The organism is Amycolatopsis umgeniensis (genome assembly GCF_014205155.1).
In the GTDB taxonomy this organism is placed as follows: domain Bacteria; phylum Actinomycetota; class Actinomycetes; order Mycobacteriales; family Pseudonocardiaceae; genus Amycolatopsis; species Amycolatopsis umgeniensis.
In genome coordinates this window covers 44,950-69,714 of the sequence record NZ_JACHMX010000001.1, presented here as the reverse complement: position 1 = coordinate 69,714, position 24,765 = coordinate 44,950, and the positions used below count along the sequence as shown (strand labels likewise).

The 24,765-nt window shown below is 68.0% G+C and carries 25 protein-coding genes and 1 pseudogene; 14 read left to right on the top strand and 12 right to left on the bottom strand.

The features are described 5' to 3' along the window. Positions 1-65 precede the first annotated feature (65 nt). Together HDA45_RS00365 and HDA45_RS00360 are read left to right on the top strand one after the other, a co-directional pair. Entirely contained in the window at positions 66-968 is a 903-nt protein-coding gene (locus HDA45_RS00365) for an EamA family transporter (RefSeq protein WP_184891299.1), read from the top strand. Next, a complete protein-coding gene (locus tag HDA45_RS00360) occupies positions 965-1,585 on the top strand; it encodes an NAD(P)H-binding protein (RefSeq protein WP_184891298.1) in 621 nt (206 codons plus the stop codon). The genes HDA45_RS00365 and HDA45_RS00360 overlap by 4 nt, the downstream gene beginning before the upstream one ends. 198 nt (positions 1,586-1,783) lie before the next feature. Here HDA45_RS00360 and HDA45_RS00355 read toward each other — a convergent pair whose 3' ends face one another. Continuing rightward, positions 1,784-2,020 carry a hypothetical protein gene (locus HDA45_RS00355; protein WP_184906577.1) on the bottom strand — a complete coding sequence of 79 codons (237 nt, stop codon included), beginning with the start codon at positions 2,018-2,020 and terminating at the stop codon, positions 1,784-1,786. A gap of 61 nt (positions 2,021-2,081) precedes the next feature. Here HDA45_RS00355 and HDA45_RS00350 point away from each other — a divergent pair, with 61 nt between their 5' ends. The 3 genes from HDA45_RS00350 to rraA are packed head-to-tail and all read left to right on the top strand — an operon-like array spanning position 2,082 to position 3,736. Then, positions 2,082-2,681, top strand: a complete 600-nt coding sequence (locus HDA45_RS00350; RefSeq protein WP_184891297.1) for a TetR/AcrR family transcriptional regulator — start codon at positions 2,082-2,084, stop codon at positions 2,679-2,681. 45 nt (positions 2,682-2,726) lie between these two features. Beyond that, positions 2,727-3,263, top strand: a complete 537-nt coding sequence (locus HDA45_RS00345; protein WP_184891296.1) for a hypothetical protein — start codon at positions 2,727-2,729, stop codon at positions 3,261-3,263. Then, complete coding sequence (rraA, locus tag HDA45_RS00340; RefSeq protein ID WP_184891295.1) at positions 3,260-3,736, top strand: ribonuclease E activity regulator RraA; 477 nt, start codon at positions 3,260-3,262, stop codon at positions 3,734-3,736. The genes HDA45_RS00345 and rraA overlap by 4 nt, the downstream gene beginning before the upstream one ends. A gap of 6 nt (positions 3,737-3,742) precedes the next feature. Here the strand turns inward: rraA and HDA45_RS00335 are convergent, their stop codons facing one another. Further along, positions 3,743-4,636, bottom strand: coding sequence for an NADP-dependent oxidoreductase (locus HDA45_RS00335; protein WP_184891294.1), 894 nt, complete (start codon positions 4,634-4,636; stop codon positions 3,743-3,745). Positions 4,637-4,706: 70 nt separating this feature from the next. On the opposite strand from HDA45_RS00335, the gene HDA45_RS00330 reads away from it, so the two are divergent. Together HDA45_RS00330 and HDA45_RS00325 are read left to right on the top strand one after the other, a co-directional pair. After that, positions 4,707-5,300, top strand: a complete 594-nt coding sequence (locus HDA45_RS00330; protein ID WP_184891293.1) for a TetR/AcrR family transcriptional regulator — start codon at positions 4,707-4,709, stop codon at positions 5,298-5,300. A gap of 264 nt (positions 5,301-5,564) precedes the next feature. Continuing rightward, the gene (locus HDA45_RS00325; RefSeq protein WP_184891292.1) at positions 5,565-6,824 is read left to right on the top strand and encodes a DUF222 domain-containing protein; all 1,260 of its coding nucleotides are present in this window, start codon (positions 5,565-5,567) and stop codon (positions 6,822-6,824) included. A gap of 65 nt (positions 6,825-6,889) precedes the next feature. On the opposite strand, the gene HDA45_RS00320 is transcribed toward HDA45_RS00325, so the two are convergent. Further along, positions 6,890-7,531, bottom strand: a complete 642-nt coding sequence (locus tag HDA45_RS00320) for a TetR/AcrR family transcriptional regulator (protein ID WP_184891291.1) — start codon at positions 7,529-7,531, stop codon at positions 6,890-6,892. A 79-nt stretch (positions 7,532-7,610) separates the two neighbouring features. On the opposite strand from HDA45_RS00320, the gene HDA45_RS00315 reads away from it, so the two are divergent. Then, complete coding sequence (locus HDA45_RS00315; RefSeq protein WP_343071952.1) at positions 7,611-8,663, top strand: oxygenase MpaB family protein; 1,053 nt, start codon at positions 7,611-7,613, stop codon at positions 8,661-8,663. 3 nt (positions 8,664-8,666) lie between these two features. Here the strand turns inward: HDA45_RS00315 and HDA45_RS00310 are convergent, their stop codons facing one another. The 4 genes and pseudogenes from HDA45_RS00310 to cmtR form a co-directional block, all read right to left on the bottom strand. Then, positions 8,667-9,095, bottom strand: a complete 429-nt coding sequence (locus HDA45_RS00310) for an LppU/SCO3897 family protein (protein WP_184891290.1) — start codon at positions 9,093-9,095, stop codon at positions 8,667-8,669. A 42-nt stretch (positions 9,096-9,137) separates the two neighbouring features. Further along, positions 9,138-9,748 (bottom strand): annotated as a pseudogene (locus HDA45_RS00305) (class I SAM-dependent methyltransferase). A 10-nt stretch (positions 9,749-9,758) separates the two neighbouring features. Next, on the bottom strand, positions 9,759-10,412 hold the full coding sequence (locus tag HDA45_RS00300) for a cation efflux transmembrane domain-containing protein (RefSeq protein ID WP_184891289.1): 654 nt from the start codon (positions 10,410-10,412) through the stop codon (positions 9,759-9,761). Beyond that, on the bottom strand, positions 10,409-10,747 hold the full coding sequence (cmtR, locus tag HDA45_RS00295; RefSeq protein ID WP_184891288.1) for a Cd(II)/Pb(II)-sensing metalloregulatory transcriptional regulator CmtR: 339 nt from the start codon (positions 10,745-10,747) through the stop codon (positions 10,409-10,411). The genes HDA45_RS00300 and cmtR overlap by 4 nt, the downstream gene beginning before the upstream one ends. A 438-nt stretch (positions 10,748-11,185) precedes the next feature. On the opposite strand from cmtR, the gene HDA45_RS00290 reads away from it, so the two are divergent. From HDA45_RS00290 to HDA45_RS00275, 4 genes are read left to right on the top strand one after another with little or no spacing between them, the layout of a single operon-like run. After that, positions 11,186-12,607: a family 2B encapsulin nanocompartment shell protein gene (locus tag HDA45_RS00290; protein WP_184891287.1), complete on the top strand. Its 1,422-nt coding sequence runs from the start codon at positions 11,186-11,188 to the stop codon at positions 12,605-12,607. Beyond that, complete coding sequence (locus HDA45_RS00285) at positions 12,604-13,992, top strand: family 2B encapsulin nanocompartment shell protein (RefSeq protein WP_184891286.1); 1,389 nt, start codon at positions 12,604-12,606, stop codon at positions 13,990-13,992. The genes HDA45_RS00290 and HDA45_RS00285 overlap by 4 nt, the downstream gene beginning before the upstream one ends. 53 nt (positions 13,993-14,045) lie before the next feature. After that, positions 14,046-14,909: a geranyl diphosphate 2-C-methyltransferase gene (locus HDA45_RS00280; protein ID WP_184891285.1), complete on the top strand. Its 864-nt coding sequence runs from the start codon at positions 14,046-14,048 to the stop codon at positions 14,907-14,909. Between the two features lie 27 nt (positions 14,910-14,936). Continuing rightward, complete coding sequence (locus HDA45_RS00275; protein ID WP_184891284.1) at positions 14,937-16,079, top strand: family 2 encapsulin nanocompartment cargo protein terpene cyclase; 1,143 nt, start codon at positions 14,937-14,939, stop codon at positions 16,077-16,079. A gap of 186 nt (positions 16,080-16,265) precedes the next feature. Here the strand turns inward: HDA45_RS00275 and ligA are convergent, their stop codons facing one another. The 3 genes from ligA to HDA45_RS00260 form a co-directional block, all read right to left on the bottom strand. After that, on the bottom strand, positions 16,266-18,257 hold the full coding sequence (gene ligA / locus HDA45_RS00270; RefSeq protein ID WP_184891283.1) for an NAD-dependent DNA ligase LigA: 1,992 nt from the start codon (positions 18,255-18,257) through the stop codon (positions 16,266-16,268). Between the two features lie 54 nt (positions 18,258-18,311). Further along, complete coding sequence (locus tag HDA45_RS00265) at positions 18,312-19,409, bottom strand: calcium:cation antiporter (RefSeq protein ID WP_184891282.1); 1,098 nt, start codon at positions 19,407-19,409, stop codon at positions 18,312-18,314. Between the two features lie 65 nt (positions 19,410-19,474). After that, the gene (locus tag HDA45_RS00260) at positions 19,475-20,011 is read right to left on the bottom strand and encodes a TetR family transcriptional regulator (protein ID WP_184891281.1); all 537 of its coding nucleotides are present in this window, start codon (positions 20,009-20,011) and stop codon (positions 19,475-19,477) included. A gap of 79 nt (positions 20,012-20,090) precedes the next feature. On the opposite strand from HDA45_RS00260, the gene HDA45_RS00255 reads away from it, so the two are divergent. Beyond that, complete coding sequence (locus HDA45_RS00255; RefSeq protein ID WP_184891280.1) at positions 20,091-21,542, top strand: aldehyde dehydrogenase family protein; 1,452 nt, start codon at positions 20,091-20,093, stop codon at positions 21,540-21,542. 13 nt (positions 21,543-21,555) lie between these two features. Here HDA45_RS00255 and HDA45_RS00250 read toward each other — a convergent pair whose 3' ends face one another. Further along, entirely contained in the window at positions 21,556-21,807 is a 252-nt protein-coding gene (locus HDA45_RS00250; RefSeq protein ID WP_184891279.1) for a hypothetical protein, read from the bottom strand. A gap of 351 nt (positions 21,808-22,158) precedes the next feature. Here HDA45_RS00250 and HDA45_RS00245 point away from each other — a divergent pair, with 351 nt between their 5' ends. Continuing rightward, a complete protein-coding gene (locus HDA45_RS00245) occupies positions 22,159-22,647 on the top strand; it encodes a flagellar basal body rod protein FlgC (RefSeq protein WP_221470966.1) in 489 nt (162 codons plus the stop codon). Between the two features lie 89 nt (positions 22,648-22,736). Here the strand turns inward: HDA45_RS00245 and HDA45_RS00240 are convergent, their stop codons facing one another. Beyond that, positions 22,737-24,197: a trypsin-like serine protease gene (locus tag HDA45_RS00240; protein WP_343071951.1), complete on the bottom strand. Its 1,461-nt coding sequence runs from the start codon at positions 24,195-24,197 to the stop codon at positions 22,737-22,739. Positions 24,198-24,765: the final 568 nt, after the last annotated feature.

The window sequence follows — 24,765 nt, the reverse complement described above, 5'->3', positions numbered from 1 at the left end:
TCAAGATTGATCCGGTGACAAACATGTGTTGGACTCATTGATCGTCATCGTCGAAGCTGAGAAGCGTGAAAACGCTGACGACCACACCTCTCGCCGCCGGGCTCGCCGGCACCGCGCTGACCGCCTTCGCGCCCATGGTCTGGGGCACGACCTACGTGGTCACGACCGAACTCCTCCCGCCGGGACACCCGTTGTTCGCCGGGCTCATGCGCGCCCTGCCCGCGGGCCTGATCGCACTGGCCATCACCCGCACCCTCCCGCGCGGCACCTGGTGGCTGAAGGCCGCCGCGCTCGGCGTTCTCAACATCGGGCTGTTCTTCCCGCTGCTCTTCGTCGCCGCGGAACGGCTGCCCGGCGGTGTCGCGGCCACACTCGGCGCCGCGCAGCCGCTCCTCGTCGCGATCCTCGCCGTGGCCGTACTGCGGCAGAGCCCGTCCGCGTGGCGGTTCGCCTGGGGCATCGTCGGGATCGTGGGTGTCGGATTGGTCGTCATCGGACCGGCGGCGGGCTTCGACATCATCGGTGTCCTCGCCGGACTCGGCGGCGCCGCGACCATGGCGCTCGGCGTCACCCTCACCAAGCGGTGGGGACGTCCGGCGGACGTCGGGCCGACGGCGTTCGCCTCATGGCAGCTCACCGCGGGCGGGTTGTTCCTGGTGCCGGTGACCTTCCTGTTCGAAGGCGCGCCGCCCGCGATCGACCTGAACGCGGGGCTCGGTTACCTCTGGCTCGGCCTGATCGGCGGTCTCCTCGCGTACGTCCTGTGGTTCCGGGGCATCACGTCCCTGCCGGTCACCTCGGTCGCCGTCCTCGGCCTCCTTTCGCCGATGGTCGCCGCCGTCCTCGGCGCGGCGCTGCTCGGTCAGTCGCTCGGCCTGATCCAGCTCGTCGGTTTCGCGCTCGCCCTGGCCTCGATCGTCGCGGGCCAGATCACCCCGAAGACCAAGAAGGAAGGCGTCGTCCTGTGAAGATCGCCGTTGTCGGAGCGTCGGGCATGACCGGCTCCCGTGTCGTCACCGAGGCCGTCACCCGCGGCCACCACGTCACCGCTGTCTTCCGTGGCACCCCGTCGGAACTCCCGCACCCGGACGTCGACGTCGTGCGAGGCGACGCCACCGACGTCGACCACATGAGCGCCGTTCTCGCCGGAGCCGACGCCATCGTCGGTGCGACAAGACCCGCGCCCGGCGCGGAAGACACCGTCGCCGCCACCATCACGGCCCTGCTCGACGCCGCGGCGGGCACACGTGTCCTGGTCGTCGGCGGTGCCGGACCGCTGCGCTCGCCGTCCGGCGGACTCGTCATCGACGACCCGGCGTTCGTGCCGCCGGAGTGGCGGACCATCGCCTCGGCGAGCACGACACAGCTACAGGCCTGCGAGGCGCACGCGGGGGATTGGGTGTACCTCAGCCCGCCCGCGATGCTCGAACCCGGCATCCGGACCGGGGCCTACCGGCGGGGATCAACCACGATTCTCACCGCGGCTGACGGCTCGTCCCGGATCTCGACGGAGGATTTCGCCATCGCCATCGTGGACGAACTCGAGAATCCGGGGCGGGACCGGCATTTCACCGTCGGATACTGAATTCGTACCGGCCACCGGTGAGTTCCTCCCTGTCTGCGCGGAGCAGGCGGTCCAGCTCGAGTCCGAAGAGGACGTTGGCGAGTTTGGACTACCGGTAGGCCTTGGAGCTGACCGTCACCACCCGGGCCGCGAACCCCCTGCGCTAAGTCTCGTACCCGAGCCCGCTGTTGGCGCCCGTGACGACTGCTGTCCGAGTGGCTACCGACGCCACAGCAACTCCGGCGGATCACCGGGGGAGGGCGTCTCCGGACTGCGTTCCGCCTCGATCTGGATCTCGATGTTGGTCTTGTGCGCTATCGGATCCCAGATCTCCTCGATCGGCGCCAGCAAGGACTGGCTCACACCGCATCGGCGGGCACGCACGGCGTACCACGCGAACCCCGCCAAGAAGAGCGGAAGGCTGAGAAACGCGGCCACAGGTGCCAGGAACTCCATGCACCGGACGATACAGTAACATCGTGTTTCTAGAAACGTACTGTTACTGAATTGGTGGGCGATGACCAGGCTGACGCGGGCCGAGCAGCAGCGACGCACTCATGAACACCTGCTGGGCGCGGGGCGCGAGGTCTTTCTGCGACGCGGTTTCCTCGCGGCGACGGTCGAGGAGATCGCGGCTGATGCCGGCTACACCCGCGGCGCCGTCTACAAGCATTTCGGCGGCAAGGAAGGCCTGTGGCTGGCGATCATCGAGGCCGACGCCGTCGGCCATCTCCAGGGACTGCGGGAAGCTCTCGCCAGTGCCACCACTCGCGACGAGGTGCTCGCGGCGCTGAACCCCGTGGACGTGGCGGACAAGGACGCGGCGAAATGGAGTGCGGCGGCCGCGGAGGTGCTCGCCGCGACGGCGCAGCAGCCGGAGACCGCCACTCAGGTCGCCGCCATCCAGCGGCGTCACGACGACGAGGTGGTCGCCCTGCTGACGGAGCACTCCCGCCGCCTGTGCCTCGAACCCGCGATGCCGCTGGACCAGGCCGTCGTCATGCTGGGCGCACTGGGGATCGGGCTCGCCCTGCGTCAGACGGTCGCCCCGGCGGCCGACCCCGGCGCGATCCTCACCCACGTGCTGGGCACGTTGTTCCCGTCCGAGGCAACGTGACGGACGTGCCGGACGTACTCCCGGTGACGACCTGGGGAGGGTTCGATGCAGCCGTATCCGTTGCAAGAGGGCGAAGAAGTGTTGTGGACCGGATCGCCACACCGTCCACGAAAATGGCTTCCCGAGCACACGCAGATGATCGCTGTCGCCGTGCTGATCGTCATCCTCGTCAGCCAGGGATCGATCGCGTGGTGGCCCCCGTTCGGTGGCGTTTTCGTTGGCCTTTTCTTTCTTTTCCAGCAGCGCATTCTCGCCCGGCGGGCACGGGACCGCGCACTGTCCTACCTGGTCACCACTCAACGGATCATCTTCGTCGCGAACTGGCCCACCGGCGCGGAGTTTCGTTGGGTCTGGCTGGCGTATCTCCAAGTGCCGCACCGGGTGAAGGCCGACGAGGCGGGCCTCGGCACGATCACCTTCGGAGGCCGGTGGAACCGCTCGCGAACCCAGGAGAACGAACTTCGCGGCGCTTGGGCGACGCCGGTACTGGAACTGCGGGCGATCCCGGAAGCCCGGCGTGTGGCGGATCTCATCGTGCAGGCGCGAAACCGGCTGATCGGCACCTACACTCTGTCGGCGTGATCGATTCCTTCACCACCGCCGACCTCGTCGACGAACACGGCGAGAGGCTGCGCGTCTGCGACACCCAGTTCCGCCAGTTCGGCGGGCACCGGAAGTTCTCCGGCCCGATCCGGACAGTCTCCTGTCACGAGGACAACGGCCTGGTCAAGAAGCTGCTGAACACCCCCGGCGAGGGCAGCGTCCTGGTCGTCGACGGCGGCGGTTCCCTGCACAGCGCGCTCACCGGCGACATGATCGCGAAATCCGCCGTGGACAACGGCTGGGCGGGCGTGGTCGTCAACGGCGCGGTCCGCGACAGCGCCGAACTCGCCGGACTCCCGCTCGGCGTGAAGGCGCTCGGCACCAACCCGCGCAAGAGTTCGAAGGCGGGTGTCGGCGCCGTCGACGTCCCTGTCGGTTTCGGGGGAGTGACCTTCACTCCCGGCGACACGCTCTATTCGGACGACGACGGCGTCGTGATCCTGCCCGCCTGAACCGGCTCAGATGACGATGACCCGCCGCCCGCGCGTGTGACCGGCATGGCTGTCGACATGCGCGGCCGCGGCGTCGTGAAGCGTGTACGACTTCTCGACCGGGATGTGGAGCTTGCCCAGGGAAATGAGCTCCGCGGCCTCGGCGAGCGCGTCCGGCACGCTCCCGGCCACGCCGGAGAACCGGACGCCGAACTCCGGTGCGCCGAGGTCGGCGATGGAGACCACCTTCTGAGGGTCCCCGGTCAGCGCGACGAGTTCGGGGATAACGCCCGATCCCGCCAGATCGAGAGCGGCGTCGACCTTGCCGAGCTCTCGCACCCGCTCGACCCAGCCCTCGCCGTACGTCGTGGCGACGGCGCCCAGGCCGCGTAGATAGTCCTGGTTCGCGGCCCCGGCCGTGCCGATCACCGCGATGCCGCGTTCACGGGCGATCTGCAGCACCGCCGACCCGACCCCGCCGGACGCGCCGCTGACCAGCAGCGTCTCGCCGGCTCGAACCTCGACCTCCCGGATGAGACGCAGCGCGGTCTCCACCACCGAGGGGTACCCGGCGGCCTCTTCGAAGGTCAGGCCCTCGGGCATCTCGGCCCAGGCGGACAGCACGGCGAACTCGGCATACGTGCTCGAGCCCTCGCCGAACACCCGGTCGCCGACCTCGACATCCGTGACGCCCTCGCCGACCTCGTCCACCACACCGGAGGCGTCCAACCCGACTCCGGAGGGCAATTCGGTCGGATGGGCGCCCAGAACCTGGCCTTCGCGGACCCTCCAGTCGACGGGGTTCACGCCCGCCGCCCGCACCGCGATGCGTACTTCGCCGCGACCCGCGTGCGGGTCCTCGGCATCGACGAGCTGCAGGACTTCCGGACCACCGAACTCGGTGAAGATCACTTTCTTCATGAGATCGACCGTAGCACTAACGGTTAGTGTTTTGGAACTGATGGTGTTTTGTATCTGCTAGCGTTGCCCCATGACCGAGGTTCCAGGACGTCGTGAGCGCAAGAAGGCCGCTACCCGACAGAAGATCGCCGATACGGCCCTGCGGCTCTTCCTGGAACGCGGATACGACGAGGTGGGCATCCGCGAGGTGGCCGCGGAGGCCGACGTGGCCGTCACCACGCTCTTCTCCCACTTCGCCTCGAAAGAGGCTTTGGTGTTCGGGCAGGACGCGAACTTCGAGCAGGGCCTCACGCGGGCGGTCACCGAACGGGCTCCGCGCGAGCCGCTCATCCCCGCCTTGCGCCGGGAGATCCACGCGATGGTGCGGCACTGCTCGGCGGACGGCGCGGCCTCCCTCTGGCGCATGATCGACGAATCGCCCGCGCTGCGGGAGTACGAAGAGTCGATGAGGTTGCGGCACGCGGAGTCGCTGGCGGCGGCCATTGCCGCCGACCCTGATCTTTCGCAGTCCGCGACGGCCAGTCGGACGATCGCGAGATTCGTGCTCGACGCGTATTCGCTGGGGCGTGAGGCGGCCGATCCGGAGGCCGCGGTGGACGAGATCTTTCGGATGATCGAGGCGGCTTGGGCGGTCAGTAGTCCTTTGGGGCAGTCGGCGGGCTGAGGTGGCTTCGTGGTCCGGCACTCTGGTTGCTTGAAGTATGTGAAGGCCCCGGGCGGGGTCTTCACGCCATCGTCGTGACGGACTGCGCGCCGTAGGTGCCTAGAACCCTGTGGCTCGAAGACGAAGGTGTCCTTCGCCTCTCAATAAACCGGTTTAGGTAATCGGCCGACTTCGACACATCACCCTTCAGTGGGAATTGCGTCAGTTGTGTTGTTGCTTAAAATTACGAACACCTGTTCGACAGTTTTGCGGTATTGTTGTGGGGTGTCCGAGACCTTTCTCCCCGAACTGCCGCAGGAGCTGTGGCGCGCCGGCAAGCTGGAGCTTGCCCATGGCGTGCTGCAGTTCCTGCAGATGATGCGGATCGCCTCCGCCGGGTTGGGGCGGTATCTGGCGGAGGTCGAGTCCCGGGGCGCGAAAGACCTCTACGGCTACGGTTCCACGGCTGCGTGGTTCGCTGATGTGGCCGGATTGTCGCGGGGTGAGGCCAGCCCGATCGTGACTCAAGCGATCGCGCTGAACCCGACCCGAGCCCTGGACGGCACCGAAGTTCCCGCAGTCGCTCCCGCGACCGGTGTGGCTGCCGCCGAGGGCGCGATCGGGAGTGAACGGATCAAGCAGATCCTGGAGATCCTGGCCCGGATCCCATCAGGCGCCTCGGTGGAGGATCGGGAGTGTGCGGAGAAGACCCTCGCCGATCTGGCCCGCGGCGCCGGGCCCCGGCAGGTCTCGAAGCTCGGGGACAACCTGCTCGCCTGGCTCGACCCCGACGGCAACGAACCCAAAGACCCCGAACCCAAACAACCCAGCCGCGAAGTCACCCTGGAACGCCGCAAGGACGGGTTCTGGACACTGAACGGCCTCCTCGACGACGAACTGGGTGCCCGGACCGCCGCGGCTCTGGAGGCTTATACGGCCCCGCGGCCGGTCGATGAGTTCGGCCAAGCCGACCTGCGCACCAAGTCCGAGCGCCAGGGCGATGCGTGGGCCGAGCTCTTGGACTTGGCGGTCGCCTGCCCGGATCAGCCCGGGACCAACGGCTATCGGACTCTCATCCATGTGACCATCGGGCTGGAGGAACTCAAGACCGGGCTCGGCACCGCCTGCGTGGACTTCGTCGGCACCATGACCGCCCGCGAAGCCAGAATGGCCGCCTGCGACTGCCTCATGCTCCCCATCGTGCTCAACGCGGCCGGGGAGCCGCTGGACGTGGGGCGCTTGAAACGGTTCGTCACCCCAGCCCAGCGCCGAGCCCTCAACATCCGCGACCGAGGCTGCGCCTTCCCCGGCTGCCACCGCAGGCCACGGAACTGCCACGCCCACCACATTGATCACTGGGCAGACGGCGGACCCACCGACCTCCGCAACCTGGTGTTGCTGTGCGGGTTCCACCACCGGCTGATCCATCACGGGGACTGGCAGGTCCGGATGGCGGCCGATGGGTTGCCGGAGTTCATCCCGCCCCAGTATCTGGACCCGTTACGAAGAGCCCGGCGCAACACCCTCCACCGCGCCACCGCCTGACCCCGAGGAGCCCGCCACCCCACCGGCGACGGGCACCTCGGCATGCCCACGCCACCTGTTCAAGGTCACCTCGGCCGGATGAGGCCGACCGCGGCCCGGATCGCGGAGACGAACCGCTCCGGCCGGTAGCGTCCAGGATCGGTGAGCACGAGCCTCGCGGCCATCTCGAAGAGTGCGGTGACGGTATGCGCGACGATCTCCGGATCGAGTTCCGCCGGGGCGTCGACGGCCTCGAGGAGCCACCGCGTCAGCGACTCCGCGCGGTCGAGAGCGATGGTGCGCGCGGCCTCGCGGGCGGCGTGGAACTCGGCGGGCATGTCCGCCATCGGCATGACGACGCAGTACCACCGGTCCGGTGTCTCTTGGACGGCGCTGAGGAAGTCGGCGAGCGTCCGCGCGATGAACTCGGGCGCGTCTTCGGTGAGGAGCTTGCCCGGGTCGCCCGGCAGTACTTCGAGTAACTGCTGAAGCGCGGCTTCCTGCTCGCGGCGCAGTAGTGCGGCGAGTAGCTCGTTCCGGCTGCGGAACTGGCCGTACACCACGGGTTTCGTGACGCCGGCCTGTTCGGCGACCGCGTCCATGGTCGTGGCGTTGTGACCTCGGGCGACCACCAGGTGCAGTGCCGCGTCGAGCACTTGCGTGCGGCGTTGCTCGGCGGGCACTCGCGCGGCGTAGGCGCGGCGTTTCCGCGGTGTCGTGCTGGTCAACAGGCCTCCTCTGGACAAAGCTACTCTAGCGTAGGATATTGCTACGCATCAGTATTAATTGCGGGCACAGGAGGCTGACGTGACGACGACACCGGTGGAACCGATGCTGGACCACGGGTTCTTCGGACCTGGGTCAGTCACCTGGAAGGTGTGGGGGCATGTCACGGCCGCCGTCACCGGGCTGCAGCGCTCCGTCGTGGTGGAGGAGCTCGACCCGGCGCTGATCGCCGCCGTCGACAAGACCGGTGCGAACTACGCGCGGCCGCGCACCCGGTACGACCGCACGGTCCGCTACTTCGCCATGATCGCGTTCGCCGACAGCCGGAAGGTCTCCCAGGCCGCGGACGTGCTGGTGAAGGTGCACGCCAAGGCGATCGGCGTCGAACCCGTCAGCGGCAACCACTACGACGCGAACGATCCGCACTCCCAGCTGTGGATCCTGCTCACCGGCTGGCATTCGGTGCTCAAGGCCTACGAGTTGTACGGCGGGGGCAAGCTCACCCCGGCCGAAGAAGATCAGTACTGGGAGGAGTGCGCCGTCGCCGCCGAGTTCCAGACCTGCGATCCCGCGGACGTCCCCCGCACCCGCGACGGCGTCCGGGAGTACTTCGAGCGGATGCGTCCCCGGCTCGCCGTCAGCGAGGCGGCCCGGAAGATGATGGACCATCTCTTGACGGCGAAGGTGGTCCTGCCGCCGGCGCCGCAGGTGCTGGCTCCGGCACTCTGGCTCGTGAACTGGTTCCTGCGGGCCGGGACGATCGCGACCATGCCGCGCTGGATGCGGAAGCTCAGCGGGTTCACCCAGCCGCGGATCGTCGATCTGCTCGTCCGGCCGGTTCTGCGGCTCGGCTACGGCGTCGTCGATCGCACCCCGCGACTGAAACTGGCGGTCGCCCGCCTGCTGGCGCCGTCCGCGGTACCGGTCATCGCTCCGTACGTCCTCGGCGTCCCACCGCTGTCCGATGAGGTCCTGACTCCGGCGGAGGCACGACGGCGCTACGGCTACGACAAGCCGGCGGACGCCCACCGTGACATCCGCGCGAAGCAACACCAACGGGTGTTCGGCGCCGGACAAGCGCCCAGCGAGGACGGTCTTCTCGAGTCCCAGGCCGTTCTGGGTTCGCTGTCCTGAGCGTCACTTCTTCGGCATGACGCAGAGTTCCCGGGACATTCCCGACTTGAAGTCGTAGACGACCGGGTTGCCGTACTCGTAGCCGGGCACGTCCTTGCAGTCCGCGCCGACACCGGACTCCAGTTGCGCGATCACCTGGTAGTTGGCGGAACCGTCCGAGCAGTGAACCCGGACGGCGCTGCCGCTGAATTCGCCGTTGGTCCCGGCGTCCTCGTCGGCGGAGATGCAGTCTCCGGCCTGTGCGGAGAACGGGTCGGGGTCGACTTCGGGAGCGGTGCCGCCGGTGGTGATCGCCACGGTCACCGCGATCCCTCCGACGGCGGCGACGAACGCGGCGGCCGCGACTCCGAAGATCAGCCCTGTCTTCGGGGCCTTCTTCGGCGGCGCGACGGGGTACTGCTGCCAGATGGGCGGCTGCTGAGGGTAGGTCACGTCACCAGGGTCGGCGACGTCGATGAAATTCCGATGACAGGTTCACTTGCGAGCGACGAGCCGTTCCACCAGGCCGAGTTTGAACCGTTCCCGGAGCTCCACGGTCAGGCCGAGGTCGCCGATCTTGTCGAGCGGGCGCCGCAGGAAGTGCTCGCCCGCCATCGGCACGGTGACCTTTCGACGAGCCATTGCAGACCGCGGACGGGGCGCGACGAACTCGCGATGTGGTCGAGCAGGATGAGCAGGCCACCGGGCCGGAGGACGCGCGTCATTTCCCGCAACGCCTTGCCGTCGTCGGGGATGGCGCAGAGGCCGAGGGTGCAGACGACGGTGTCGAACGAACCGGCGTCGAAGGGCAGGTCGTGGGCGTCGGCCCGCCGCAGTGTCACCGGATGGCCGAGGCGTTCGGCGCGGCCGCGGGCGATGTCGAGCATGCCGTCGCTGAGGTCGATGCCGGTGAGCATGACGTCGCCGGGGTAGAGCGGCAGGTTCAGGCCGGTCCCGACGGCGACCTCGAGGATCTCGCCGGTGGCCTTGCCGCAGGCCCACGCCCGCGAATCGCCGAAGAGCTTCCGGTCGAGGAACTGCATCTCCCGGTCGTAGTTGCGGGATTTGCCGTCCCAGTACCGGTTCCAGCGCGCGGGCGGGGTCATGGCGCTCCTTTCAACAGCAGTGCTCACCGCGCCAGGCTTCGCGGCCTTCCTTGATCGCGACGGCGGCGATGACGAGTGCGACCAGCGGATCGGCCCAGTACCAGCCGAAGAGGCTGTTGAGCAGCAACCCGACGAGCAGCACACCGGAAAGGTAGGTGCAGAGCAAGGTCTGCTTCGAGTCGGCGACGGCGCTCGCGGAGCCGAGTTCGCGCCCGGCGCGACGCTGAGCGTGGGACAGGAAGGGCATCACGAGCAGTGAGACCGCCGCCAGCACGATCCCGACGGTGGAGTGCTCGGCGGGGCCGGCGCCGAAGAGCGTGCGGACGGATTCGACGGTGACATAGGCGGCCAGCGCGAAGAAGGACACCGCGATGACCTTGAGCGCGGTGCGTTCCCGCGCTTCCGGATCCTTACCGGAGAACTGCCAGGCGACGGCGGTGGCTGACGCGACCTCGATGACCGAGTCCAGGCCGAAGCCGATCAGAGCGGTCGAGGACGCGATGGTGCCCGCGGAGATGGCGATGACGGCTTCGATGACGTTGTAGGTGATCGTCGCGGCGACCAGGAGCCGGACCCGCCGCGACAGCACGATCCGGCGATCCTCGTCCACTGTGGATGCCGTCGCGCAGCAACCGTCCGCGCAGGATCCGCTTTCGACGCTCATCGGAGCACTTCGAGACCGGCGTCGTCCACACAGGGCTCCGCGGTGTCGACGGCGAGCACGACCTGCACCAGTTCTCGCAACGCACGGGCGAGATGGGCGTCCGCCAGTGCGTAGCGGACCTGCCTGCCTTCGTAAGTGGCCACGACCAGCCCGCAGCCTCGCAGGCAAGCGAGATGGTTGGACACATTGGAGCGGCTCAGGCCGAGTTGTCCCGCCAGCTGACCGGGATAGCTCACGCCTTCGAGCAGGGCGACCAGGATTCTGCACCGGTTCGGGTCGGCGAGGGCACGACCGAGCCGGGCGAGCGCGGCGCCCTGGGTTTCACACGTCAGCACAGACGGAACAGTACAGCATTGGCTGACATGTCAACACGACGGAGTGTCCGGGCGCGACCCTCTGTTTCGTCGCTGTCTGTCAAGCCAGCGTCGAACACGAGCGCGAGGGTGACCCGAAAGGACTCGCGCCGCCCCTCCAACGGCCGCATCGCACGTACGCCCGGGAGTCCTGCGGTGGCGTCGTCTAACACTTCAGAACAATCGCTGGACCGATTGTGTGGGCGCATTAAAGCGCCGAGTAATGACGGCGGATGGGTTCCCGCATAATGGGGAAAGCGGCATTCGGGTGGCCTTTTCTCACTACCCGAAAGTGCGCTTGTGCGGGCAAATCACCTTGCTATGTTGATCCTTGCGGGGGCCGCACTTCGGGGCAGAACCGGCACGCCGCGAATTGTGGATCTTGTTTGTTCACGCGACTATCGAAGGGTGGACCTTGCTGTGACCGTGACCGAATCGGACACTTCCGCCGAAGGTGTCCAGGGGGCGGGAAATCCGCAGCTGAGTTTGGGCCGGGCCGCCGCGCGCAATCTGGCGACAACGACCAAATCCGTTCCGCAGATGCAGGGAATTTCGTCCCGGTGGCTGCTGAAGATGCTCGAATGGGTTCAGGTCAACGGCGGCGCCTACCGGGTCAACCGACGGCTCAATTACGCGGTCGGTGACGGACGGGTGACGTTCTCGAAGGCCGGCACCGAGGTGAGTGTGATCCCGGCGGAACTGGGAGAACTCAAGCCGCTCAAGGGGTACGACGACGAAGAGGTACTCGCCGAACTCGCCCGCCGCTTCGAGCAGCAGGAAGTGGCGGCGGGTGACGTGCTCGTCGAATTCGGGCACCGGGCCGATCGGGTCTATCTCATCGCGCACGGCAAGATCACCAAGACCGGCCCCGGTCATTACGGTGACGAGACCGCGCTGGGCGTGGTCAAGGACGGCGACTACTTCGGCGCGCAGGCCCTCGTCGACGGCGACGGCATCTGGGAGTTCACCGCGAAGGCCGCCACCGCCTGCACGGTGCTGACCCTGACCCGTCAGGCCTTCGAGCACGTGCTGGAGCAGTCCGAGTCGCTGCAAGCGCAGATCGAGCAGGCGTCGCAGGACACCGGGCGCGCCAACGACTTCGGTGAAGCCGAGATCGACATCTCCTCCGGTCACGACGGTGAGCCGCTGCTGCCGGGCACCTTCGTCGACTACGAGACCTCGCCGCGGGAATACGAACTGAGCGTCGCCCAGACCGTGCTGCGGGTCCACAGCCGGGTCTCCGACCTCTACAACCAGCCGATGGATCAGACCGAGCAGCAGTTGCGGCTGACCATCGAGGCGCTGCGCGAGCGGCAAGAGCACGAAATGATCAACAACGCGGACTTCGGCCTGCTCAACAACGCCGACTTCACCCAGCGCATCGCGACGCGCACCGGTCCGCCCACTCCGGACGACTTCGACGACCTGCTCGCCTTGGTGTGGAAGGAACCCGGCTTCTTCCTCGCGCATCCGCGCACGATCGCCGCGTTCAGCCGCGAGTGCAGCAAACGCGGCATCTACCCGACAGGCACCGATCTCGGCGGGCACAAGGTGCCGTCCTGGCGCGGGGTCCCGATCCTGCCGTGCAACAAGATCCCGGTGAGCCAGACCAGCACCAGTTCCGTGCTGCTGATGCGCACCGGCGAGAAGAACCAGGGTGTGGTCGGCCTGCGTCAGATCGGTCTGCCCGACGAGTACGAGCCCGGCCTGAACGTCCGCTTCATGGGGATCTCCGAGCAGGCCATCATCTCCTACCTCGTCAGCACGTACTACTCCGCCGCCGTGCTCGTGCCGGACGCGTTGGCCGTGCTCGAAGCCGCCGAACTCGGCCGCGAAGGATGACCGCCACGACGCCGGAGGCCGACCGGCGGCTCAGTCTCGGCCCGGCCGCCGCACGAAACCTGGCGACGACCACCAAGACGCGGCCGCAGATGCAGAGCATCACGCCGCGCTGGTTGCTGAAGATGCTGCCCTGGGTCGAGGCGACCGGTGGCACCTTCCGGGTCAACCGGCGCCTGACCTACGCCATCGGCGACGGGCGGGTGAGCTTCACCAACGTCGGCACCGAGGTCAGGGTCGTCCCGCAGGAACTCGCGGAATTGGCGCTGTTGCGGGGTTTCGACGACGAGGACACGCTCACCGCGCTCGCCGACAGGTTCGTGCAGCACGAGTACCAGCCCGGCGAGACCATCGTCAGCCACGGCTCCCCGCTCGACGAGGTCGTGCTGGTCGCGCACGGCAAGGTCGCCAAGGTGGCACCGGGGGAGTACGGCACCGAGGCCGCCATCGGCGGCATGGCCGACGGTGACCACTTCGGTGACGAAATGCTCGCCGGCATCGACCGGAACTGGCCGTTCACCGTCAAGGCCGTCACCCCGGTGACCGTGCTGACCCTGCGCGCCGACGATTTCGCCGACCTCAACGGCCGATCGGAGGCGATGCGCCGGCACGTGCAGGACATGCTGGCGCACAAGGGAAAGCCGCAGAACGCCAAGGGTGAGTCCGAGATCGGGATGTCCTCGGGGCACGACGGCGAGCCGCCGCTGCCGGGCACGTTCGTCGACTACGAGATCTCGCCGCGCGAGTACGACCTGGCCGTCGCGCAGACGGCGCTGCGAGTGCACACGCGGGTGACCGACCTCTACAACGGGCCGATGGACCAGTTCGACGAGCAGCTCCGGCTGACCGTGTCGGCGCTGCGGGAGCGGCAGGAGTACGACCTGATCAACAACCGCGAGTTCGGGCTGCTGCACAACGCCGACCTGAAATCGCGGTTCCAGACCCGGTCGGGTCCGCCGACGCCCGACGACATGGACGAACTCGTCAGCCGTCGCCGCAAGACGAAGTTCTTCCTCGCCCATCCGCGTGCGATCGCCGCTTTCGGCAGGGAATGCACACGCCGCAGCCTGTACCCGGAAGGCACCACGGTCGACGGCAAGGTCGTCGCCGCGTGGCGTGGGGTGCCGCTCCTGCCCTGCGACAAGATCCCGATCACCGAGGCCGGCACGTCCTCGATCCTCGCCATGCGAACGGGCCTGGAGGACAACGGCGTGATCGGCCTGCACCAGACCGGCCTGCCCGACGAATACGAGCCGGGCCTGAACGTGCGTTTCGACGGCATCACCGAGAAGGCTGTCGCCACCTATCTGGTGAGCACCTACTACTCGGCCGCCGTGCTCGTACCCGACGCGCTCGGTGTCCTCGAGAACGTCGAGGTCGCAAGATGACCCCTCGTCCGGCGACCACAACGAACACCAATGCTCCAGAAAGGACCACCCACGTGACGATCGCCCGTACCCCCGCTCCTGCCAAAGTGCTGCGCACCGAGTACCAGAAGTCGGTGGCGTCGTACTGGAACAAGGAGAAGGACCCGGTAAACCTGCGGCTGGGCGACGTGGACGGGCTCTACCATCACCACTACGGGGTGGGGGAGGTCGACTGGTCGGTGCTGGAGGGCCCCGAGAGCACCCGCGACGAGCGGATCATCGCCGAAATGCACCGGCTGGAGACAGCGCAGGCCGACGTCCTGCTCGATCACCTCGGTGACGTGGGACCGGGCGACAGGCTCCTCGACGCCGGATGCGGACGAGGTGGCTCCAGCATCATGGCCAACGCCCGCTTCGGCTGCCACGTGGACGGGATCTCGATCTCGGAGAAGCAGGTCGAATTCGCCAATCACCAGGCGGAGATCAGGGGCGTCGCCGACCGGGTGCGCTACCACTTCCGCAACATGCTCGACACCGGCTTCGAAACCGGATCGCGCAAGGCGATCTGGAACAACGAAAGCACCATGTACGTGGATCTCCACGAGCTCTTCGCCGAGCACGCGCGGCAACTGGAGTTCGGCGGGCGCTACGTCACCATCACCGGGTGCTACAACGACGTGACCGGTGGCCGGTCCAAGGCCGTCGCGCAGATCGACCAGCACTACACCTGCAACATCCACCCGCGCAGCCAGTACTTCAAGGCGATGACGGCGAACGATCTGGTGCCGATCTCGGTGGTGGATCTGACGGCGGACACGATCCCGTACTGGGAACTGCGGGCGAAGTCGTCGGTGGCGACAGGCGTCGAGAAGCCGTTCCTCGACGCCTATCGCGAAGGCAGCTTCCACTACCTGCTCATCGCCGCGGACCGCGTCTGATCCCCGCGAGACCACCGGAGTGAAGTGATGACGGAACACGGTGCGCTGGCCACGTTGCTGGCCGGTCCGAGCGGACTGGGCACGTCCGCCGCCCGGCTGGCGGCCCGGCTGACCGCTGTTTCTCCGGCGGCGGAGGAAACTCCGCCGCCGGAGGCGCCCGTTCTCGACCCCGCGTACGCGTACCGGCCGTGGGGCGACGGTTCGGCACCGCCGCTGTACTGCCCCGTCACCGAACGGATCAACGATCCACTGGGTGAGGAGGTCGACCGGCGACTGGTGGCGTGGGCGGGGGAGTGCGGTTTCAGTGAGGAGGAATGCGAACAGATCGGGAAGGCGGGCTTCGGCAGGCTCGTCATGCTCGCCCACCCGGACTGCGAGGACCCGGACCGCCTGCTGATCTCGGCGAAGCTCAACGCGGCCTGGTGGGCGGCCGACGATCTCTACGCCGACGACACCTCACTCGGCGCGGTACCGGCGGAGCTGCCGCCGAAGCTCGCGTTGGCGATGGCCGCGATGGACCCGGTGCCGTCCTTGGGCGAGTTCAGCCGCGAGCTCGACGAAACACTGCGGAACGATCGGGTTCTGGTGGCGCTGAATTCGGGCATGGAGTACCTGCGGGCGTTCGGGACGGCCGCTCAGGCGCAACGTGTGTGCTACTCGACCTTCGCGATGTTCGTGAGCTGGACCGCCTACGCGGCATGGCGCCACAGCGGGAAATACCCGCCGGCATGGGAGTACCTCGCGGCCCGGCAGCACGACAGTTTCTACACGTCGATGACGTTGATCGACGTCCTCGGCGGGTACGAACTGACGTCGAACCTCTACTACGACCCCCGGGTCCGCGAGGCGGCGATCCAAGCGGGAACGGCGTCCGTGCTCGTCAACGACGTGCACTCGGTCACCAAGGATCTGGAGGACGAGTCGCCGCCCTGCAACGCTGTCCTGCTGATCGCCGACGACCGGAAGTGCTCGATCGAAGAGGCCACGGCGATCACCGTCGAACTGCACAACGACGTCGTCCGGGACTTCCAGTCGGCGCACGAGAAGCTGAGCGCGGTGCCTTCCCCCGAACTGCAACGGTTCTTACGAGGGTTGCGGGGGTGGATGGGCGGCGGGTTCGAATGGCACTCGACGAGCCCGCGGTACCGGACGAAACCCGCGGCGTCGTGAGCGGCGTTTCGAGTTAGAGCCGCGCGGCGTGTCGTCAGTGCCTACTGGATGCTGGCTGCGGTTGGTCGCGGGCCCGGTCCGTGAAGGCCTCCTTGCCTACCCTGAGGGTAGTGAAGGAGGCCTTCACGGACTTGCGATCGCTACGCCAGCCCCGCGCGCACCAGCAGCCACCTCCAGCCGCGCCTGCTAGACGACGCCCGCTGCGATCAGCTGCTGCCAGATCACCCCTTGGTCGACGACCTCGACTTCGAGCTTCTCGGCCTTGGTGATCTTGCTCGCCCCGACGTCCGCGCCGGTGATGAGCATGTCGGTGTTCGCCGAGACCGACGACGCGGTGGTCGCGCCCGCCTTTTCGCACAACCGCTGGAAGGTCGGGCGCGGCACCTTCTCACCGGAGCGGGGGTCGCTGATCGACCCGGTGACCACGACCGTCTTGCCTTCGAGCGGGGCACCGGCGACGACGACCGGCGGGAGGTCCTCTTCGCGAACGTCCAGCGAGACGCCGACCTCTCGCAGCCGCTCGAGCTCGGGGCGCAACCGGGTCAGGTGCTCGATCAGGGACGCGGCGACCTTCGGGCCGATGTCGTCCACGGCGACAAGACCTTCTTCGCCCGCGGCGGCGACATCCTCCAGCGAACCGAAACCGGCCCGGCACAGTCGTGCGGCGGTGCCCTCGGAGGCCATCGGGATCGCCAGCCCGATCAGCGCCCGGCGCAGGCCGACGGCGCGGCTCGCGTCGATCGACTCGATCATGCGGGTGGCGGAGATGTCACCGATGCGATCGAACTCCAGCAGCGTTTCCTTGGTGAGCCGGTAGAAGTCCGACGGGTGTTCGAGAATCCCGGCCTCGGCGAGCCGCTCGATCCAGACCCCGCCGATCGCGTCGATGTCCGCGGCCGCTCGTGAAGCCCAGTGGATCAGCCGCCGGACGGTCTGGGCGGGGCAGGCGACGTTGGTACAGAACAGTTCCCGGCTGTTGCCCTGTTCGGTCAGCGGTTCTTCGCACGACGGGCACACCGACGGCGGCACGATCTCCCGCTCCTCGCCGGTGCGCTTGGAGGCGTCCAAGACCCCCGCCACGAACGGGATGACGTCGCCGGCGCGGCGCACCAGCACGGTGTCGCCGATTTTGATGCCGCGGGCGCGGATGACCTCCTGGTTGGCCAGTGTCGCCCGGGTGACGGTGGTCCCGCCGACGAACACCGGCTCCAGCCACGCCACGGGAGCGATCTTGCCGGTCTTGCCGACGTCCCAGACCACGTCCGCGAGCACGGTGGTCTTCTCCTCGGCGGCGAACTTGAACGCCAGCGCGCCGCGAGGTGAGCTGGACCGGGTGCCGGCGGCCGCGTACGCATCGCGATCCGCCAACCGCAGCACGGCGCCGTCGAGGTCGTAGTCGAGGTCGTTGCGCTGCTGCTCGATGGTCGTGATGACGGCTTGCGCCGCTTCGGCGTCTTCGCAGTGCCGCATGTCGGCGGCGGTGAAGCCGAGAGTCCGCAGCGCGCCGTCCAGATCGGTTTCCGCGCTGTCGGGTTCGGTGGACAGATCGAAGGCGAAGAACCGCAGGCGCCGTTCGGAGACGGTGGCCGGATCCTTGGCGCGCAGCGTGCCCGCGGCGGCGTTGCGCGGGTTGATCAGCGGTTTGTCCGGATGCACCTTGTTGTACGCGGCGAAGGTGGAACGCAGCATGACCGCCTCGCCGCGCACCTCCACCCGTCCAGGCGCATCGACCTTCTCCGGGACGCCATCCGTCAACGCCCGCACCAGCGGCGTCACGTCGTCACCGGTGGTCCCGTCGCCCCGGGTCACGGCCCGCGCGAGCCGCCCGTTTTCGTAGACCAGGGCCAGCGACAGACCGTCGAGCTTCGGCATGACGACCACCGACTGCCCGGGGAAGCGGGTGAAGAACGCCGCGACCTGCTCGGGTTTGGTCGCCTTCTCCAGCGACAGCATCGGGCGCGAGTGCCGGATGGGCGCGTGCAGCACGGCGGGCGCGCCGACCTGATCGAGCGGGTTCGGATCCGGAGCCAGCTCGGGGTTGGCCTCGATGAGCCCGCGCAGCTCGTCCTCGACCGCGTCGTAGTCGGCATCGGCCACCTTCGGCGAGCCCCGGTAGTAGGCGTCGCGGAGGACGACGATCTGATCGGCGAGTTCTTGGATGCGGTCCCGAGCGTTCACGAGGCAGAGATTACCCGTGACCACCGACAGAACACCGTCCGAAGAGGACTCGTGTCACGGGTTGACGGCGAGTACCAGGAACGACGCCAGCAGCACCAGGTGCACACCGCCCTGGAGCCGGGTCGCCCGGCCGGGGACGACGGTGAGCACGCTGACCGCGATCGTCAGCGCGAGCAGCACGATATGGGTCGCACCGAGGCCCAGCAGGAGCGGCCCGTCCAGCCAGATCGACGCGAGCGCGATGGTCGGGATGGTGAGCCCGATGCTCGCGATCGCCGAACCGTAGGCGAGGTTGAGGCTGGTCTGCATCCGGTCGCGCCGCGCGGCCCGCGTCGCGGCGAGGGTCTCGGGCAGCAGCACCAGCAGCGCGATCACGACCCCGACGAACGACTGAGGGAAACCGGCCGCGCGGACCCCGGCTTCGATGGCGGGCGACTCGACCTTCGCGAGACCGACGACGGCGACCAGCGCGACCAGCAGCAGTCCGAGGCTGGTCATCGCCGCCTTGTTGGTCGGTGGCTCGGCGTGTTCCTCCTCCTTGACGGAGCCGTCGGTGTCGACAGGCAGGAAGAAGTCGCGATGGCGGACCGTCTGAGTGAGCACGAAGAGCCCGTACAACAGCAGGGACGCGACGGCGGCGAAGGTCAGCTGCGTGCTGCTGAACTCGGGGCCCGGGGTGCTGAAGGTGAACGTCGGCAGGACGAGGGTGACGGCGGCGAGAGTGGCCACGGTGGCGAGGGCGCCGCCACTGCCTTCCGGGTTGAAGTGCGTCTCTCCGTAGCGGCGGGCACCGACCATGACCGAGATGCCGACGATGCCGTTCGTGGTGATCATGACCGCGGCGAACACCGTGTCGCGGGCCAGCGTCCCGGCTTCGGGGCCGCCGGAGGACATCATCGTGACGATCAGCGCGACCTCGATGACCGTGACCGCGATCGCCAGCACCAGGGAGCCGAAGGGTTCACCGACGCGATGCGCGACCACTTCGGCGTGGTGCACCGCGGCCAGCACGGTGGCGCCGAGGGCGAGCGCGACGATGACCACCGGCACCGGGCCCAGCTCGTGACCCCAGCTCAGCGCCAGCACGACAATGGCGAGGACCGGCGTGACGGTGGTCCAGGACACGGGGAATCGTCTGCGCGTGGCGGCCATGACGTCACCTTCGCACACCCTGAGTGACGTCGCCGCTCCATGTGGGGCCCGGGGTGACGAAGTTCTTAGTGGACGCCGACACCGTCCAGAAAGGTCCTGACGAGGAGGTCCGCCGCGCGAGGGGCCTCCATGTCCTCCCGCGAGGCGAGATGAAGGAGCTGGATCAGCAGACGGCTCGCCCAGCCGTCGGGGACGTCCGCGCGGAGGAACCCCTCGTCGGTGGCGCGCCGGAGGAATGTGTCCACTTCGGCGGTGAGCCTGCCTCGGCGGTCCTGGATCGACGGTTCGGCGCGCATCCTGGTCAGCTCGACCGGCCAGACGCGGTTGACCTCGATGATGCCTTCGACGTAGCGGTGCAGGGCCACGGGGACCGTCGACTCGGTGAGCCGGGCGGCGCGGACAACCTCTTCGACCGCGGTCAGCCGGGAGTCGTAGATGGCAGCCAAGAGGTCTTCGCGGGAGGCGAAGCGCCGATAGACGGTGCGCCGGTCGACACCGGCTTCGGCGGCGATCGCGCTGATACTCGCCGAGGGGTCGCTCGCGAGCATCCGCGCGCCCGTGGTCAGGACCGCTTCGAGATTGCGTGCCGCATCAGCTCTCACGTCCGGGAATGTATCACGGACTTGTGCCGTTAACCGTCATAAATGCTACGTTGATGTGACAGTTAAGGAAGGCGGAACGGTGATCACGAACGACAAGCTCTTCATCGGAGGCGAGTGGACGACGCCGAGCGATCCGGCGCGGCTGGACATCGTGTCCCCGCACGATCAGTCGGTGCTGGGGCGAGTCGTCCAGGCTCTTCCCGCCGATGTCGACCGCGCCGTCGCCGCGGCCAGGACCGCTTTCGACGAAGGACCGTGGCCGCGGACACCACCCCGGGAGCGGCTCGCGGTACTTCGGCGGCTGAACGCACTGAGGGAGGCCCGCGCGGACGAGATCGCCGGGCTGATCTCCGCCGAGAACGGCTCGTCCCTGTGGTTCACCCGGGCCGGTCAGCCCGGTGTGGGACGTTTGGCCGTCTCGTACCTGAAAGCGGCCGAGGAATTCGGCTGGGAGGAGACGCTCGAACCTTCGGACCCGTCCGCGCCGTTCCGTTCGATCGTGCGCCGGGAGGCGATCGGGGTGGTCGCCGCGATCATCCCGTGGAATTCCCCTTTCTCGGCGTCTTGGGCCAAGATCGTTCCGGCGCTGCTCGCCGGGAACACGGTCGTCCTCAAGGTCTCGCCGGAGAACTCGCTCAGCATGAGCCTGCTCGCGGACCTGCTGGCGGAGGCCGGGCTGCCGTCCGGGGTGATCAGCGTGCTGCCCGCGGACCGGGAGACCAGTGAGTACCTGGTGAAGCGCCCCGGCGTCGACAAGATCGCCTTCACCGGCTCGACGGCCGCGGGCCGTCGGATCGCGTCGCTGGCGGGAGCACAACTCAAGCGAGTCAGCCTGGAACTGGGCGGAAAATCCGCGGCCGTGATCCTGCCCGACGCGGTGCTGGCGGACGTGATCGCCGGGCTGAAGTTCGGGTCACTGCTCAACAACGGCGAGGCCTGTATCGCGCAGACGCGGATCCTCGCACCCCGTAGCCGGTACGACGAGGTCGTCGCCGGACTCAAGGAGATGATGGAGTCTCTCGTCGTCGGTGACCCGGCCGACGAGAAGACCTTCATCGGCCCGATGGTGCGGCCCGGCCAGCAGCAGCGGGTGCGCGACTACATCGAGATCGGTGTCGCCGAAGGCGCGCGGCTGGTCACCGGAGGTCCCGAGATCCCGGCAGGCCTCGAGAAGGGCAACTACGTCACGCCGACGCTGTTCGCCGACGTCGACAGCACGATGCGCATCGCCCAGGAGGAGATCTTCGGACCGGTGCTGGTCGTCATTCCCTACGGCGACGAGGACGACGCTGTCCGCATCGCCGACGACTCCGAGTACGGGCTCTCCGGTGGCGTCTGGTCGGCCGACGAAGAGCGTGCGCTCGCCGTCGCCCGGCGGATGCGGACCGGGACGGTCACCGTCAACGGGGCGCCGATCGGCTTCGACGGCCCGTTCGGCGGTTTCAAGGCCAGCGGTGTCGGCCGTGAGTACGGCGCCGCCGGTCTTGCTCAGTACGTGGAGCTCAAGACGGTCACCGTGCCGGTGAGGTGAGCGAACAGATCGCTCACGAGACGCGGGCATCGGGGATCTTGATGGTGATCCGCTGGTCCGCCGCCAAGATCCGCTGGAGCCGGAACCGGCAGAGGGTGTAGAACATCTCGCCCAGCTCCTCGGGGTCGATGCGGCCTTCGAGGTCGCGCCTGCTCGCGTTGAGCACGCGGCTGATCACGCTCGCCGGCACGCGGCCGCCGAACTCGCCCATCAGCCAGACACCGATTTCGCCGATCTCGTCCGTGATCGTGCGCTGCGCGGTCATCAGCCGTACCCCTCTGCGTCGGAGTGCCGCCGGGCTTGTCCCGGCGACACTCCGACGTGCGACGAGAAACCCCATGACGGGAAAACCGCGAGATTGCTCTGCTCGGCGCAATCGGCTGCTCTCGAGAGATCGCCGCGCCCACGTTCCGTGTTCGCGCGATGGCGTCAGCGTGAGCGTCCGTCGGTTGCACGGAACCGTGCAGCGGCCCCGGGTGATCTCCGGGGAAACCCCGATGCGAGCGACATCCGCGTATGTCAGCCTCGGTAGTGACCATTGTGGACAGTCAGAGAGGAGAGTGCACGCGTAGTGCCCCCACCAAGGGATGAAGTAGTCGCGCAGTGGATCGAGGAATTGACGGCCTTCACCGAGCTCTACCGGGCGGCGGAGAGCGCGGGAACGGCGAAGACCGTGTCGCACGCGGGGTGGCACGCCGGGGCTCGGCTCGGGCCGGACACCGCGAGCGGTCGGTTGCTGGCCTTTAACGAGTCGGGTGTCGAGGCCGAGTGCATCTTCCGTGAAGGAGATCGCACTCTGTTCAACATCATGAGCACCGGATATGGAAACGACACCACCGAGCGAGGATTCGCGGTGTGGAGTTCGCGGCCGGGCGTGCTCGGAGCGATCGACGCCGGGGTGACCCGGCTGGAGGTGGCCGACGCGGACGGCGTCGTCTACCCGGCCGACATCGTGGCCCACACGTTCGCCGTGGACGTGGACCTGGGGCCGGCACCCCGGACCGTCGACGAGGTGTTCGCGCCGTGGGATCCGCCGGAGCTGACGGTTCGGGTGTACGGCGAGGGAGACACGGTGCGCTATGAAGGCCCACTGCTGATCAGCTGATCAGCTGATCAGCTGACCCGGCGAGGCAACTGCTCGTGAGTGGTGAGGACGGCTCCAGCGAACTCACCACTCACGAGACCCGGCGTCTGTCAGCCGTTCGAAGTCGTGATGACGGCGAACTTCGAGCCCTGGCTGGCGATGCGCTCACTGAGATCGGTGGTGATCGTCTCGATCGGGGCGTAGTTGTTCAGTTCGCCCGCCTGGCAGGGGCCGGACCGGGACTGCTGGTTGCCGATCAGGATGCCCAGCGCCGCGTGATCGGCCTGGCTGAACAGCGGGCCGCCGCTGTCGCCCGGACGGGCGCACAGGTCGGTGTTGATGCCGACGTCCGTGGACAGGACACGGCCGCACCGGGTTCCGACGAGGTAGCCGGCGCCCGCGCCACTGTCGACGGAATCCGGGTAGTTCACCGCGCTCGACGCCGTTCCGCTGGCGCAGACGACCCATCCGGCCTTGATCTCGGCGAGCTTGCGGGCACCGGTGATGTACTCGTCCACCGAAGTGGCCTGTGCGCCGCACGGGGTGTCACCGTTGCTGTCCATGCCGCCGTTGCGGCAGTACTTCAGCACCCGGTTACGGCCGGTCTGGCCCTCGAGCCACTTCGTGGCCGCCGCGTCGTTCACATACGGCAGAGCCGCGTAGTCGTACGGGTACGAGCTCTTCTCGATGCCGTGCTGCTGCAGTACGTCGTTGCCGTTGTGCTGGGTCGGCGTGTTGTTGGTCTTCGTCCTCATGCAGTGCCCCGCCGTCAGAACCCAGCCCTTGCCGGGGAAACCGCCGCCGGTGGACCGCAGGTTGAAGCCGCTGGTGCAACCGCCCCAGGTGCCGTCGTCCCGCTTCATGTCCAGCCGGATGCCGCCACGCATCGGGCCATGGTCGGTGCAGTAGAGCGGATGACAGAAACCCAGGTCCACGTTGGGCGTGGCCAGCGCGTTCGGATTCGCCAGGACCCGGGAGACGACGATGCCGGGCTCCGCCGCCGCGGCCTTGCGGGCGGTGTCCACTTCGGCGGTGGCGCGCAGGGCCGCCTTTTCCCGCGCCACCCAGTCGCGTTCCCAGAGCACGACACGGTTCTCGGATTCACTCACGGCCGGGAGGTAGACCGCTTCCGGTCCCGCGCCGACCTTGGTCGCGACACGTTCCTTCGCCGCCGTGAGCTGCCGCAACGAATGCTGGACCCGTTGTGTGCGAACGTCGGCCCGCACGGGCATCGCCTTCAGGTACGGCTCGGCCGCGGCGGGTTCGGTCATGGCCACGACCAGCTGGCCCTTGCCCTGGTCGAGCCACATGCCTCCGTACTCCGCGCCGCGATCGCGGCGCAGCAGTTCGTCCAGCTTGACGCCATCGGTCTGCAACTCGAGGCGGCGCAACGCCTCCTGCTCGTTCACTCGGTAGGTCTCGACCAGGTACTGCACCGATTCCCGCACCGAGGCGGGGTCGAGAGAGGTGTGGAACGACTGCACGGTGTCCGCCAACGCCGGGCTGCCCAGTGCCGTGGTCGCTGCCAGCACCGAAACGGCCAGGGCCCCCAGTCTTCTAGCTCTCCGCACGAGATCTCCTCACATGTCAGGGACTTCGCGATCATTTAACCGGAGGGCGCAGGGCGGGCGGGGAGAATTTCCCACGAAGCATGCCCCGTGCCGGCCAACCGGCCGACACGGGGCGAACGGACTACAGGCTCGGTTCCCGACGCTGTTTTCCTTGGCGCGCTTTGACTACCCAAGCGCCGAAGAGTGTCAGGAGGCCGACACAGGTCCCCGCCGACGCTCCGATCTGAGGCGTGCTGATCCTGACGAGGCCGACGATGATCCCGCCGCCGATCGTCAAGAGGAGACACATCCGCAGTGTCGGAGCCCATCCGGCGAGCACCGCCATCGCCAGGCAGAGCCAGCTGTCGCGGGCTTGCACTTTGCGATGCCGTCCCGGACTCCTCAGGAGGGGCCGCGCCGCGCGGATCATTTCCGCGGAGGTGGCGATCCGGCGTGGCGGATTCTCGATGTGCGCTATGACGACTTTGACCCGTTGGGGCGGGTCGCTGTCTGGTGCCTTCGCATTATCAGGCTGTAAGGTCACGGCTGTCCTGTCCTTGTTCTAGCGAGCGGGCGAATGGACATCCGC

Bases quoted from the DNA above. Each gene is read 5' to 3' on its own strand.
- HDA45_RS00355 (WP_184906577.1), bottom strand. From the start codon at position 2,020: ATGGAGTTCCTGGCACCTGTGGCCGCGTTTCTCAGCCTTCCGCTCTTC.
- HDA45_RS00350 (WP_184891297.1), top strand. From the start codon at position 2,082: ATGACCAGGCTGACGCGGGCCGAGCAGCAGCGACGCACTCATGAACAC.
- HDA45_RS00345 (WP_184891296.1), top strand. From the start codon at position 2,727: ATGCAGCCGTATCCGTTGCAAGAGGGCGAAGAAGTGTTGTGGACCGGA.
- HDA45_RS00335 (WP_184891294.1), bottom strand. From the start codon at position 4,636: ATGAAGAAAGTGATCTTCACCGAGTTCGGTGGTCCGGAAGTCCTGCAG.
- HDA45_RS00330 (WP_184891293.1), top strand. From the start codon at position 4,707: ATGACCGAGGTTCCAGGACGTCGTGAGCGCAAGAAGGCCGCTACCCGA.
- HDA45_RS00300 (WP_184891289.1), bottom strand. From the start codon at position 10,412: ATGAGCGTCGAAAGCGGATCCTGCGCGGACGGTTGCTGCGCGACGGCA.
- HDA45_RS00285 (WP_184891286.1), top strand. From the start codon at position 12,604: ATGACCGCCACGACGCCGGAGGCCGACCGGCGGCTCAGTCTCGGCCCG.
- HDA45_RS00275 (WP_184891284.1), top strand. From the start codon at position 14,937: ATGACGGAACACGGTGCGCTGGCCACGTTGCTGGCCGGTCCGAGCGGA.
- HDA45_RS00265 (WP_184891282.1), bottom strand. From the start codon at position 19,409: ATGGCCGCCACGCGCAGACGATTCCCCGTGTCCTGGACCACCGTCACG.
- HDA45_RS00250 (WP_184891279.1), bottom strand. From the start codon at position 21,807: ATGACCGCGCAGCGCACGATCACGGACGAGATCGGCGAAATCGGTGTC.